This window comes from Neobacillus sp. K501 (genome assembly GCF_053749995.1).
This window is the reverse complement of record NZ_JBSLYA010000014.1, coordinates 18,888-32,398: the sequence shown is the minus strand read 5'-3', so window position 1 is coordinate 32,398 and position 13,511 is coordinate 18,888. Positions and strand designations below refer to the sequence as shown.

10 protein-coding genes and 1 pseudogene are annotated in these 13,511 nt (G+C 41.4%); 9 read left to right on the top strand and 2 right to left on the bottom strand.

Annotation, left to right across the window (positions count from 1 at the left end; genetic code table 11):
- Window positions 1-128 precede the first annotated feature (128 nt).
- The 8 genes from ACWM35_RS22745 (at window position 129) to ACWM35_RS22710 (ending at window position 11,160) form a co-directional block, all read left to right on the top strand.
- Window positions 129-2,261 carry a sigma 54-interacting transcriptional regulator gene (locus ACWM35_RS22745; RefSeq protein ID WP_454821184.1) on the top strand — a complete coding sequence of 711 codons (2,133 nt, stop codon included), beginning with the start codon at window positions 129-131 and terminating at the stop codon, window positions 2,259-2,261.
- Between the two features lie 184 nt (window positions 2,262-2,445).
- Entirely contained in the window at window positions 2,446-3,939 is a 1,494-nt protein-coding gene (locus tag ACWM35_RS22740; protein WP_454821183.1) for an aldehyde dehydrogenase family protein, read from the top strand.
- A 21-nt stretch (window positions 3,940-3,960) separates the two neighbouring features.
- Complete coding sequence (locus tag ACWM35_RS22735) at window positions 3,961-5,334, top strand: putrescine aminotransferase (protein WP_454821182.1); 1,374 nt, start codon at window positions 3,961-3,963, stop codon at window positions 5,332-5,334.
- Window positions 5,335-5,365: 31 nt separating this feature from the next.
- On the top strand, window positions 5,366-6,733 hold the full coding sequence (gene gabT / locus ACWM35_RS22730) for a 4-aminobutyrate--2-oxoglutarate transaminase (RefSeq protein WP_454821181.1): 1,368 nt from the start codon (window positions 5,366-5,368) through the stop codon (window positions 6,731-6,733).
- A 40-nt stretch (window positions 6,734-6,773) separates the two neighbouring features.
- A complete protein-coding gene (locus ACWM35_RS22725; RefSeq protein WP_454821245.1) occupies window positions 6,774-8,195 on the top strand; it encodes an NAD-dependent succinate-semialdehyde dehydrogenase in 1,422 nt (473 codons plus the stop codon).
- A gap of 240 nt (window positions 8,196-8,435) precedes the next feature.
- A complete protein-coding gene (locus ACWM35_RS22720) occupies window positions 8,436-9,620 on the top strand; it encodes a CaiB/BaiF CoA transferase family protein (protein WP_454821180.1) in 1,185 nt (394 codons plus the stop codon).
- Between the two features lie 13 nt (window positions 9,621-9,633).
- The gene (locus tag ACWM35_RS22715) at window positions 9,634-10,842 is read left to right on the top strand and encodes an acyl-CoA dehydrogenase family protein (RefSeq protein WP_454821179.1); all 1,209 of its coding nucleotides are present in this window, start codon (window positions 9,634-9,636) and stop codon (window positions 10,840-10,842) included.
- A 9-nt stretch (window positions 10,843-10,851) separates the two neighbouring features.
- Complete coding sequence (locus tag ACWM35_RS22710) at window positions 10,852-11,160, top strand: DUF3870 domain-containing protein (RefSeq protein ID WP_454821178.1); 309 nt, start codon at window positions 10,852-10,854, stop codon at window positions 11,158-11,160.
- 43 nt (window positions 11,161-11,203) lie between these two features.
- Here ACWM35_RS22710 and ACWM35_RS22705 read toward each other — a convergent pair.
- Together ACWM35_RS22705 and ACWM35_RS22700 are read right to left on the bottom strand one after the other, a co-directional pair.
- A pseudogene (locus ACWM35_RS22705) lies at window positions 11,204-11,635 on the bottom strand (peroxiredoxin-like family protein); the annotation flags it as partial.
- 114 nt (window positions 11,636-11,749) lie between these two features.
- On the bottom strand, window positions 11,750-12,211 hold the full coding sequence (locus ACWM35_RS22700; RefSeq protein ID WP_454821177.1) for a MarR family winged helix-turn-helix transcriptional regulator: 462 nt from the start codon (window positions 12,209-12,211) through the stop codon (window positions 11,750-11,752).
- 152 nt (window positions 12,212-12,363) lie between these two features.
- Between ACWM35_RS22700 and ACWM35_RS22695 the strand changes: the two genes are divergently transcribed.
- Complete coding sequence (locus ACWM35_RS22695; RefSeq protein ID WP_454821176.1) at window positions 12,364-13,503, top strand: HAD family hydrolase; 1,140 nt, start codon at window positions 12,364-12,366, stop codon at window positions 13,501-13,503.
- Window positions 13,504-13,511: the final 8 nt, after the last annotated feature.

Sequence of the window (13,511 nt, the reverse complement as noted above, 5' to 3'; positions counted from 1 at the left end):
CTTCTCACCTGCTCGTCTTATGCCTGTCGCCCCTGGGCAAGGCGCTTCCGCTTTTCTGATTTTCTATTTAAAAAATTCTGAATTACATGTTAGTATTAGGTTGATAAGAATTAGGGGGGAATAGAAAAATGCTCACCGTGGCGAAAGAAAAAATAAAGCCGATTATTTCCGTTACAATCGATGATGTGGAACAAATCCGATTGACGTTAAAAAATTTCAAAGAACCCTTTATATTCTTAGAAAAAGAGGACAAATTAATTGCTTATGCGGCTTTAAATAGTCAGTTTCTTGAAGAACTGGATAAACAAAATTTTTCACCTGAGTCCTTGATGGAGCATGCCAAGTCTATAGAGAGTATCTGCCACCTTAGCCAGAAGATTTCCTTACCCGTCATGTTCCAAATTATTGGCGAGCCGTTTGCGATTGTCATGGGTGAGGATGGGGCCCCAACTGGGTACATACGTAGAGAAGACGTGCTAGCGGAGCTTTTTAAACAGGAAAATAACAGTGTTGATTTGCTAAAAATCCTCCTAACCTCCATTCCAATGGGAGTCTTTGTCCTAGACAAAGAAAAACAAATTATCAATTGCAATGAATCAGGATTAAATATGATTAAATCCACTGCTGAAAAAGTGTTAAATCTACCTGGTGAAAATATCTTTAGCCAGCAGCATATTAACAATGTGTTTGAAACGGGAAAAACCATTTTGAATCATCTTGAGATTACCAATGAAATGGGAGTACTCGTCGATTATTGCCCTATTTTGAGCTATGATGATGAAGTGGAAGGAATTATTATTGTTGTTCAGGATTTGCCGATGGTCGAAGACATGGCTCTGGAAATTGAATATATCAAGGATTTGAATCGAGACTTAAACGCAATCTTGTCGAGTATTTATGATGAAATTCTTGTCGTCAATGCCAAAGGCGAATTAATCAGATACAGTGACAATATTATTCAGGACTTCTGGAAGGTAGATCTTAAAGAGTTGATTGGAAAAAATATTCTCGAGCTGGAGGACCAGGGTCTTTTTACACCATCGGTAACAAGATTAGTCCTAGAAAAAAGAAAAAAAGTCTCTGTTGTCCAGGAAACGAAATCCGGAAGGAAAATCCTAGCCGTCGGAAATCCGGTCTTTGATGAAAAGAATGAACTGGACCGGATTATCATTGCATCACGAGATATTACCGAAACAACGCGCTTAAAAAGTGAACTGCAGGAAATGCGAAAAATATCGGAACAATATAAAAAAGAATTAGATAACTTTAAAAGCAAAGATCGTTTTTTAAAAAAGCTCATCTACTGTAGTCCAAAAATGGAAAAAATCATCAACCAGGTGAAGAAAATTGCTGATTTTTCATCGACGGTTCTGCTGAATGGCGAATCTGGTGTTGGTAAAGAAGTTATTGCACAGGCCATCCACCAATTAGGGAAGCGCTCCGACAAGCCGTTCCTTAAATTAAATTGCGGCGCGATCCCAGAAAATCTCCTGGAAAGTGAATTGTTTGGGTATGCAAAGGGTGCTTTTACGGGTGCTGATAAGAATGGAAAAGAAGGTTATTTCAAACAAGCGGATGGTGGGATCTTATTTTTGGATGAAATTGGTGAAATGCCGATGCATCTCCAGGTAAAGCTGCTGCGCGTGTTGCAGGAACAGGAAGTTATTCCGGTCGGAAGTACAACCCCAACTAGGGTGAATGTTCAAATCATTGCCGCTACCAATAAACGGCTTGAAAAAATGGTTGAGGAAGGTAACTTTCGAGAAGATTTGTACTATCGTTTAAATGTTATTCCAATTCAAATTCCGCCACTAAGAGAACGTACGGAGGATATTTCTCTATTAGCGTTTCATTTTCTGCAGCAGCTGAACGAAAAATATGATCGCAATTATCATTTAACACCTGATGCGATTAATGTTCTTGAGTTTTATTCCTGGCCGGGTAATGTCCGTGAATTACAGAATATTATTGAAAGATTAGTAGTTACTGCGGACCATGCTGCTATCGATGCTGAGTTTGTCAGCCAGTTCTTATCGCTTGGCTATGATAATAAAAAAGTCAAGCCTGTGATTACAAGGGTTATCCCGCTGCAGGAGGCGATTGATCATGTTGAGGAACAGCTAATTGTTTTGGCTATGAATCAATACAAGACTACAACCAAGGCTGCCAAAGCATTAGGAATCAGTCAATCATCCGTGAGCCGGAAATATCAAAAAATACTCAATGAGAAAAACATTAAGATTGAGAATTTATCAATCTAATACAAAGCTGTTTCAGATGACATTCTGAAGCGGCTTTTTTCTGTTATGCACAAATTAATAGGATTATGCAAAACTGAATAGTCTTTGGAAAATACCGAACATAAAGCAGCGATTATCGTCATTTTTTAGTTGGCATGGAACTTGCAGTATAAGTTAGTAAAGGAGAAAAAAGGAGGAATAGATAATGGTCGAGTTAAAAAACAAGCTAGCAAACCTAAAAATGTTTATCGATGGCGAATGGAAGGATTCAGAAAATAAAGAAACGCGTCCAGTCATTAATCCGGCAAATGGAGAAGTGATCTCATACGCACCTGAAGGGACTACAGGTGATGCACGCTCAGCAATTTTTGCGGCACGAAAAGCGTTTGAAGAAGGAGTATGGTCAGAATTATCAGCCCAAGAAAGAGCCTCATATTTATTTAAAATTGCTGACAAAATTGATGAATATGCTGATGAGCTTATGCAACTTGAAACGATGGATAATGGAAAACCATTGAGAGAAGCGGGATTCGATGTAGGTGATGCTGCTGCCTGCTTCCGTTATTATGCTGGATTGATTACCAAGCCTGATGGTTATACCTATCATGTAGCAGATCCAATGCAGGCAATGGTTGTCAGGGAACCCGTTGGTGTCTGTGGTCTGATTGTTCCTTGGAATTATCCACTGTTAATGAGCGTATGGAAGATTGCTCCGGCCTTAGCTGCTGGAAATACAATCGTTTTTAAACCATCTGAAGTAACACCAGTTACGCCGAAAAAACTCTTTGAAATCTTTGAAGAAGTAGGTCTTCCAAAAGGAGTTGCGAATATGGTGATGGGAGCCGGTCATGTCGTCGGCAATGAAATTGCAGCGCATCCTGAAGTGGACATGGTCTCGTTTACTGGCGGCACGAAAACAGGCAAACATATTATGAAAACAGCTGCTGATACAATGAAAAAAGTATCCTTAGAATTAGGGGGGAAATCACCAAATATCATTTTTGCTGATGCTGATTTTGAAACCGCTGTCGATTATGCTCTGTTTGGCATATACGCTGGTACTGGCCAAGTGTGTTCAGCTGGTTCCAGAATCTTGGTGGAAGAAACGATTTATGATCAATTTGTTGCAAGGTTTGTAGAAAGAGCAAAGCAAATAAAGGTTGGACCTGGAAATGATCCTTCAACAGAGATGGGACCACTTGTGAGCCAGCAGCATTTGGAAAAGGTCCTTTCTTATATTGAAATTGGCAAACAGGAAGGTGCGACAATTGCTTGCGGTGGAAACCGAATTGTAAATAACGGCTTAGATAAAGGCTACTTTGTGGAACCCACTGTTTTCGTTAATGTGAAACAGGAAATGAGAATCGTCCAGGAAGAAATCTTTGGACCAGTTGTAGTCATCCAGAAATTCAAGGATGAAGCAGAAGCAGTAAAGCTTGCGAATGGTACCGTTTATGGACTTGCTGGGGGAGTATTCACCAATGATGGAGCAAAGGGCTTACGAGTCATTAAAAAGGTAAGATCAGGAATCACTTGGGTGAACGCCTATCATCCAACTTATAATGAAGCTCCATGGGGCGGGTACAAGCAAAGTGGAATCGGCCGAAGTCTTGGAACATTTGGCCTTGAAGAATTCCAGGAAATTAAACAAATTAATATCAATTTACAAGTAGAGCCAATTGGATGGTTTTCAAACTAATTGATGATGAGGAGAGATAACATGAGTATCGATTTAACACAAGAGACTAAGAATGAGCAAAAACAAAAAGTGAGTGAATATATTAATAAGGTCTTAAGTTTAGTAGAAAAGGAGCAAATTAATCAAGAAGAAGCAGCGTGGATTACAAAAGAAACGGTTGACGGTTTTCGCGAGCACGTGAACCCAGGATTTCTAGCGTATCGTAAAACAGTGACAAAAGATGGTCAATTTGCCGCCGTCGAATGGTCAGATAATGGAGCTTGTTTTAAAGATGTAAACGGCAAGGAATATATTGATTGCCTTGGCGGATTCGGTATTTATAATGTTGGCCACCGCAATCCAAAGGTTGTAAAAGCAGTTACTGATCAATTGAAGCGCCAGGCTCTCCATAGCCAAGACCTTCTCGATCCACTTCGTGCGATGCTGGCAAAAATTCTAGCAGATATTACTCCTGGTGATTTGAAGTATGCCTTTTTTACCAATAGCGGAACTGAAAGTGTTGAAGCAGCATTAAAGCTAGCAAAAATGTACAGCGAGCGAACAACCTTTATCTCAACGACGAAGGCCTTCCACGGAAAAAGTCTTGGTTCGTTGTCCGGGACGGCAAAGGGAATGTTCCGTAAACCATTCCTGCCATTAATTCCAGGATTCCGTCATGTGCCATTTGGCGATATTGATATGATGAGAAAAACCTTTGAAGTTTGTTCCTCCGTTGGAGAAGATGTTGCTGCGGTTATCCTAGAGCCAATTCAGGGTGAAGGTGGAATTATCCTTCCGCCAGAAAACTACTTAAAACAGGTTCGTGAATTATGTGACCAATACGGTTCCCTGTTAATTTTTGATGAAGTGCAAACAGGTATGGGCCGGACTGGGAAAATGTTTGCTGCCGAATTATACGATGTTGTGCCGGATATTATCTGTCTAGCCAAAGCGTTTGGTGGTGGAGTAATGCCAGCTGGAGCAATTGTAGCAAGGGAAGAAGTGTTCAAGAGTTGGTTCCCGAATCCATTTATGCATACAACAACATTTGGCGGAAATCCATTAGCCTGTGCAGCGGCTATTGCCACCATCGGTGTATTAATAGAGGAAAATTTACCAGAAAGAGCGGGAGTCATTGGTGACTATTTCCTCCAAAAGCTGAATGAGGCTGCCAAAGGTCATGAAGACAAGGTTCTTGAAATTCGCGGCCAAGGCTTGATGATTGGAATTGAGTTCCATCAGGATGAAATCGGCTATGAAGTTTCCAAAGGGATGTTTGACCGCGGTATCCTTGTGGCAGGAACATTGATTAACTCGAAGACAATTCGAATTGAGCCGGCGTTAACGATTAGCTATGAAGAAGTCGATCAAGTAGTCAGCACTTTTAAGGAAGTTTTAAATCTAGTAAACGTCTAACTACTAATTTTTGATAGGGGGGAGCACGGAAGTGGAAAAGAAATATGTAAAGCTCCAAACAGAAATACCAGGGCCATTATCAAAGGAAATTTTGGAGCGGAGAAACAAATACGTTCCAAAGGGAATTAGTAATAATTGTCAATCTTTTGTAAAAAAAGCACAAGGAGCTATGGTAGAGGATGTGGACGGTAATCATTATATTGATTTTGCTGGTGCTATCGGAACTCTAAATGTTGGTCATTCCCATCCAAGAGTAGTCAGGGCTCTTCAGGAGCAGGCAAGTCAATTTATTCACACAGGCTTCAATGTCATGATGTATGAATCCTATATTAATCTAGCGGAGAGGCTTTGCCAGCTTGCCCCGGGAGATTTTGACAAGCAAGCAACTTTCTTTAACAGCGGTGCAGAAGCCGTTGAAAATGCCGTGAAAATAGCCAGAAAATATACAAAGCGCCAGGGGGTTATCTCCTTTACAAGGGGATTCCATGGAAGAACATTAATGACGATGACGATGACTAGTAAGGTTAAGCCTTATAAATTCGGCTTTGGTCCGTTTGCACCAGAGGTATACAAGGCACCATATCCTTATGTTTACCGCCGCCCTGAAGGAATGAGCGAACAGCAATACAGTGCGATGATTATTGAGCAATTTGAGCAATTTTTACTTGCAGAAGTAGCTCCTGAAACGGTTGCTGCTGTTGTGATGGAGCCTGTACAAGGAGAAGGCGGCTTTATCGTGCCTGACACTGCATTTGTGAAAAGAGTTCGCGAAATTTGTACACAGTATGGAATCTTATTTGTTGCCGATGAAATTCAAACAGGTTTTGCCCGAACTGGGAAGTATTTTGCAATCGATCATTTTGGTGTGGTTCCTGATTTAATTACGATTTCAAAATCGATGGGAGCGGGAGTCCCAATCAGCGGTGTGATTGGCAGAGCCGATATTATGAATACAGCAGATATTGGAGAATTAGGCGGGACCTACTCCGGAAGTCCGCTTGGCTGCCGGGCAGCGTTAACGGTGCTGGATATCATTGAGAGTGAAAACCTCAATGATCGGGCACAAAAACTAGGTGCGAGAGCGAACAAAAAAATGAACGAGCTTGCCAGCCGTTACGATTGTATTGGTGATGTCCGCGGTCTCGGTGCAATGTGCGCAATGGAAATCGTGAAAGATCCACACAGTAAAACTCCTGATAAAGAGGCAGTTGGAAAGATTGTTAAAGCTGCAGGTGAGCGGGGGCTTATGCTGCTAAGCGCAGGACTCTATGGCAACGTTATCCGCCTTCTCATGCCGCTAACAATCACAGATGACCAACTGGACGAAGGGTTACAAATTTTGGAGGAAGCCTTTGAGGCAGTTTATTTGAATGATTCCGCTTTGCCGGCTGGGAGGTAATGAAATGGACATTGTAGAGCAGAAATATCAAATCTATCCAATGTATATAGATGGAAAATGGGTTGGGAATGATTATGAGGTTTTTACCGAGGTAATCAATCCGGCAACGAAGGAAGTTTTAGGAGCGGTACCAACCGGAGGTGCTTTTGAAGCCGAGCAGGCTGTTGATGCTGCCCATAAGGCCTTTAAAATCTGGTCGAAAAAAACAGCTGAGGAACGCTATCAGCTCCTGATGAAATGGTTTTATTTGATTGATGAAAATAAACATGAGATTGCCAGGATTATGACTATGGAACAGGGGAAGCCTCTGAAAGAAGCATTGGGAGAGGTCCAATATGCCAACGGCTTTATCTCCTGGTATGCGGAAGAGGGAAAACGGATTTACGGTGAAACGATTCCGGCATCCCAACCAAATAAACGAATTCTGGTTAGAAAAGAACCGGTGGGTGTGGTCGCAGCGATTACACCTTGGAACTTCCCTGCTGCAATGATAACAAGAAAAGTGGCACCAGCCCTTGCTGCAGGATGTACCTGCGTAGTAAAACCGGCCAACCAGACACCGCTTACCGCGTTAAAAATGGCAGAGCTGGCTCATGAAGCAGGAATCCCTAATGGTGTAATTAACGTAATCACCGGCAGATCATCAGAAATCGGCGAAACTTGGCTGAATGACCCTCGTGTAACAAAAATTACCTTTACAGGATCCACAGAAGTTGGAAAAACGTTGATGCGCGGTGCCGCTGAAAATGTGAAAAAGGTATCGCTTGAGCTCGGAGGAAACGCTCCATTTATCGTCATGGATGATGCGAATCTAGCGAAGGCTGCTGTTGGATTGGTTCAATCTAAATTCCGCAATGCCGGTCAAACCTGTATTTGTACGAATCGTGTCTATGTCCAAGAAGGGGTAGCCGATGAGTTTCTTAAGCTTTTTCAGGCAGAATTAGAGAAACTGAAGGTTGGTAACGGACTAGAAGAAGGGACCGATATCGGACCATTAATTGATAAAGCCGCTTATAATAAAGTAGAAGCTCTTGTGAATGATGCAGTAAAAAAGGGAGGGAAAATCGCTTACAGCGGGCTTAAACCTGCTGAAGATCATGGTTATTTCTATGCCCCGGCAATTTTAACTGACATTCACGACAATATGGAATGTATGAAAGATGAAATCTTTGGTCCGCTGGCACCGATTTCAACCTTCAATACGGAAGAAGAAGTGATTGAACGGGCAAATAACTCCCGCTTCGGATTAGCTGCGTATGTGTACACGGAAAATCTTAGCCGTTCCTTTAGAATAACGGAGCAGCTCGAGTACGGAATCATTGGCCTTAATGATGCACTTCCGTCAGCTGTTCAAGTTCCATTTGGCGGCTACAAAGAGAGTGGTCTTGGCCGTGAAGGCGGTCACTTCGGAATTGAAGAATTTTTAGAAGTGAAATATATTTCGATTGGGTTAGATATTTAACCTTATTAACTGAACAAATTGTTCACATCGCGGAATTAATGCGAAAGTCCGCGGAATATTCGCAAAAACTCGCGGAATTATTCTACGCTGTCCGATAAAAAAACTGCCAAATTCGTTTCATCCTCCTGCCAGAGGAAGATTCACGAATAAATGCCAGTGAATTCATCTGTGACGATATTTGTCATGGATTGATTTCACTGGCTTTTTTTACAAAGAAAATAGAAATGAGGTGATCATGCAGTGTCAGGACCATTGCATGGTTTGAAGGTGATCGATTTATCCAGAGTTTTGGCTGGACCCTATTGCACAATGATTTTAGGAGATATGGGGGCAGAAGTAATAAAAATTGAAAGTGTTGATACAGGAGATGAAACGAGAGGATGGGGACCTCCGTTTGTGGAAGGTGAAAGTGCCTATTATCTATGTGCCAATCGTAATAAACAAGGAATGACGTTAAACCTGAAGTCGGAAAAAGGGATTGAAATTTTACAAAAACTAGTTTCAGAGGCTGATGTCGTTGTTCAAAATTTCAAAACCGGAACGCTAGCAAAATTAGGTTTTGGACATGAGGAAATGAAAAAATATAATCCGTCTATTATTCTTGCGACTATCAGCGGTTTTGGCTCCGATGGGCCATACTCCCATCTCCCAGGCTATGATTATATCATTCAAGCAATGTCAGGATTAATGAGCATTACCGGTGAGAAGGATGCCCAGCCAGTCAAAGTCGGTGTAGCGATTGCTGATGTCCTTACAGGATTATATACCTGTATAGGAATTTTAGGAGCGATTCAACATCGGGATCAGACAGGTGAGGGACAGGAAGTAGCTATCTCTCTATTTGATTCCCAGCTTGCTGCGATGGTGAATGTTGCAAGTAACTATTTATGTTCAGGGCAGGTACCTGATCGTCTTGGTAATGCTCATCCAAATATCGTCCCGTATCAAGTGTTTACAGCCAGTGATGGCGATTTTATCATCGCTGTTGGAAACGACAGGCAGTACCGAAAGCTGGCCATTCTGCTCAAGGATCCATCACTGTTAACAGATGCATTTGAAACCAATTCAGGCAGGCTGAAAAATAAGGACAAGTTAGTAAAACTGATTGCAGCGAAAATCATTACGAAACCAAGATCAGAATGGCAACAGCTTCTTGATGATGCAGGGATCCCAAACGGCCCAATTCATAATGTAAAAGAAGCATTAGAGTCTGAGCAGGCAATGTCAAGAGATATGGTTGTAGATGTAAAGCATCCGACTATCCCTGATTTAAGGCTTGTGGGTTCGCCATTAAAATTTTCTAGAACAGCGGTAGGAATCGAACGGCACCCGCCATTACACAGCGAACATACTGAAGAAATCTTAATAAAACTCGGATATTCCAAAGCTGAAATTATAGCCATGAAACAAAACCAAATTATCTAGGGGGAAAGTAAAGATGAATTTTTCATTTACAGAGGAACAAAAGAGTGTAAGAAAAGTTGTGAGAACGTTTGTTGATCGGGAAATCATTCCTTTTATTAAGGAATGGGATGAGAAGGGGCATTTTGAAACGAATATTTTAAGGCGCTTAGCTGATTTGCAGTTAATGGGTGTCTGTATCCCTGAGGAATATGGCGGCGTTGGCATGGACTATAACACACTCGCCATTGTTTGCGAGGAGTTAGAACGGGGGGATACCGCTTTTCGTACCGCGGTTTCTGTTCATACCGGCTTAAACAGCATGACGCTTTTGCAATGGGGAACAGAAGAGCAGAAACTAAAGTATCTCGTTCCGCAGGCAAAAGGGGAAAAAATCGGTGCCTTTGGGCTCACGGAACCAAACGCCGGCTCTGATGTAGCGGCAATGGAGACAACCGCTGTTAAAGACGGAGATTACTATCTATTAAATGGCTCGAAAACATGGATCTCATTATGTGATGTCGCCGATCATTTCTTGATTTTTGCCAAAACGAATCCTGGTGCAAAGCATAAAGGCATTTCCTGTTTTATTGTTGAACGGACACTAGTAGGAGTATCAACAAAAGCGATTAAAGGAAAGCTTGGGATCCGTGCAGGAAATACAGGGGAAGTGTTTTTAGACAATGTTCGTGTTCCAGCGGAGAACATGCTTGGCTATGATGGCGAGGGTTTTAAAATTGCAATGTCAGCACTTGATAACGGCCGGTTTACTGTGGCCGCAGGGGCATGCGGGACTATTATGGCATCGCTTGAGGCAAGTGTAAAATACTGTGAGGAACGAAAAACATTTGGCAAGGAAATCGGCAGGCACCAACTTGTCCAACAAATGATTGCAAAAATGTCTGCTAATCTTGAAATTTCACGCCTGCTAGTGTTTAAAGCTGGCTGGTTAAAAAATAACGGCAAACGCAACACTCAAGAAACTTCATTGGCTAAGTGGATCTCCTGTGATGCGGCCTTTGAGGCAGCCAACGATGCCGTGCAAATTCATGGTGCATATGGCTTTTCAAATGAATTCCCAGTAGAACGTTATTTAAGGAATGCAAAGGCACCTGTTATTTATGAGGGAACAAGAGAAATTCATACAATCATGCAGGGGGAATATGCTCTTGGTTACCGCGAGGATAAACCACTGCGAAAAATGCTGCCTGCATGGCCATTTGAAGAAATGTTGATAAAAGGATAGGTGCTTTTTATGACAGGGATTAAAACCTATTTTCTCGCAGGGCATGCCCGCCTTCCGCAGGGGATGGCTGCCCAAAGTGTGTTTGATTCTTTAACCATAACCATCGAGATCGATAGAAAATATGGAGTTATTATCGCATCTTCCTGTACACTTGCTACTGATCATGGAAGAGAATACATTCAACAGCTATTGAAGGGGCATAGTTTACAGGATGGGATTGAAGAAATTATTGAGTTGATAAGAGAAGGATACCGGGGAAAGGCAGCTAACGCCCTTATCGCAGCTGTTAAAGATTTATTCAGTCAATATAATGGATAGGTGCAAACAACAGCTTAACCATTTCGTTAAGCTGTTGTTGCGTTTAGTGGTTTTTCATTTCTAAGAGTATCGTCTCAATGGGAGCATGATCTTCAGGGATGGTGTCAATATGGTTCCAAAGGATATTCCCTTTTTCATCAAATAACCATGTTCCACCTTGGATATAGATGTCATGGGTCTTCATCGCTTTTTGAACGAGGCGTTTTTGTTCTGGATCCTCTGGCATGAACGTTTTCGAGCCGCCTTTGATAAGTGCCTTTCCAGCTTTTGCAAGCAGCTTCCATTTTTCCATCGTTTGATGGCCCATCTTGTTGTAAAGCTCTCTTTTAGGATCTCCGTAAATTGGAAATGGAAACGGACCGAAAGCTTTTTCAAATTGCTCTAGGTATGAGCCGATTGAGGGGGTAATCACTATCACTTGGAAACCTGTTGCAGTTAGATCTTGATATCTCTCACGCAACTGCGTAAGCATTTCTCGGCAAACAGGTCAGCCTGGGTGTCTAACGAAGACAACTAAGCTCTTCTGATTTTTAATAATATCCTTAAATGATTGATCATGATGTGGTGACCGTTGAAGAATGACATCCATTTATTTCACCTCGTTAGTTGATCTTGTTACAGTTTGCAGATTTTCAATCATTTGTTTCATTTGAACCAGTAAATCACTATACCCATTTTTGGATAGCCCAAAATGAGGGATGCACTCTTCAGGTAGTTGTAATGCCTCTTTTTTAAGCTTCATGCCTTTATCAGTTATTTCAATAAACACTTTCCGTTCATCCTCACTTGCCCGTACACGTTTAAGCAGCTCCATTGCTTCCATCCGCTTTAACATTGGCGTTAAGGTGCCGCTGTCTAAATATAGAAACTCACCAATTTCTTTTACAGTGAGTCGTTTATGTTCCCATAATACCGTTAAGGTTAAAAATTGCGGGTAGGTAAGCTCCAGCTTTTCTAGAATAGGGCGGTACAAGCGAGTAATCTCCCTTGAACATGCATAGATAGCAAAGCAAAGTTGGTTTTCCAGCTTTAAAAAATACTCAGAATCCAATTGTTTAACTCCTCCTGTAAAATTAAATTGCGCACAATTAAATTTTACTCCCTATACTTAATTATTGTCAACGAATAGCTTGTTTTTCCTTTATCTAATATGGTTTACTGTGGTACGATAAAGTATAAAAGTAGACAGAAGGGTAGAGGAGCATGATTAAAACTGTTTTGTTTGATGTTGATGGAGTCTTATTAAGTGAAGAACATTATTTCGATGCATCTGCCTTAACCGTTTGGGAGATGTTATTTAGCGATAAGTATTTAGCATTGGCACCTGAAAAATTTAAAACAGACTATAATCGTAATGAAATTCAGGAAATCCGAGAGGCTGTGTTTGGTAAAAACGATGAAGTCCTAAAGTTTATGAAATCTCGCGGATTAAATGCAAACTGGGACATGATCTATCTAGCCTTCAGCTATCAATTAATCCACCTATTATCGCAAATAAAGGATACTGAATTAGAAAAAATAATCTCGTGGTGCCAGGCACCGGTTAATCGGAAAACATTATTGGCAATTGGGAAGGTCTTGAACCAATATTCAGTAAGAACGGATTTTCATTTATTTGTTCAAGATTTTGAGCGGTCACAGGCGATGAAACAGGAGTTATTAAGTTATTTGAATTATCTTGTTCAAGAAAAGCTGGGAATTGAAACCAACATTTTTGAAAAAGGAGAGCTTTGGTCTGTATGTGAACATGTGTCCCAGGAATGGTATGTTGGTGATGAAAATGTTTTTAGTTCGACTGGAAGGCAATCTGTCCAAACTGGTAAAAAGGGGTTTCTAGCCAATGAAACAACTTTATCCCCAAGAGAAAAGATCGATGCTTTATTTCAGTTTTTAATAGGATTAGGTGTGAAAATTGGGATTGGTACAGGAAGGCCTGAGCTGGAGACCATTCAGCCTTTTCAACATTTAGACTGGTTAAAACACTTTGATGAAAATCATATTGTTACGGCTGATGATGTGCTGAAAGCTGAAAAGAAGCTTCCGGAATGGAAATCGTTATCAAAGCCGCACCCTTTTACCTATATCAAGGGCATTTTGGGCAGGGAGACCTCTGATGAAGAGTGTTTAGCTATTGGTTTACCACTTGAAAACGCGGAAGAGGTACTAGTGGTGGGGGATTCATTGGCAGATCTACTGGCTGCAAGGCAGATGGGCTGTCAATTTGCCGCGGTGCTAACGGGATTATCAGGTAATGATGCAAGAGGGACCTTTGAAAAGCATGAGGCAGACTATATTCTTGATACAGTCCTTGAGGTAAAAAACACCATTAATACTGAAGGATAATCTTGCCT

Bases quoted from the DNA above. Each gene is read 5' to 3' on its own strand.
- ACWM35_RS22745 (WP_454821184.1), top strand. From the start codon at position 129: ATGCTCACCGTGGCGAAAGAAAAAATAAAGCCGATTATTTCCGTTACA.
- ACWM35_RS22740 (WP_454821183.1), top strand. From the start codon at position 2,446: ATGGTCGAGTTAAAAAACAAGCTAGCAAACCTAAAAATGTTTATCGAT.
- ACWM35_RS22735 (WP_454821182.1), top strand. From the start codon at position 3,961: ATGAGTATCGATTTAACACAAGAGACTAAGAATGAGCAAAAACAAAAA.
- ACWM35_RS22725 (WP_454821245.1), top strand. From the start codon at position 6,774: ATGTATATAGATGGAAAATGGGTTGGGAATGATTATGAGGTTTTTACC.
- ACWM35_RS22715 (WP_454821179.1), top strand. From the start codon at position 9,634: ATGAATTTTTCATTTACAGAGGAACAAAAGAGTGTAAGAAAAGTTGTG.
- ACWM35_RS22710 (WP_454821178.1), top strand. From the start codon at position 10,852: ATGACAGGGATTAAAACCTATTTTCTCGCAGGGCATGCCCGCCTTCCG.
- ACWM35_RS22695 (WP_454821176.1), top strand. From the start codon at position 12,364: ATGATTAAAACTGTTTTGTTTGATGTTGATGGAGTCTTATTAAGTGAA.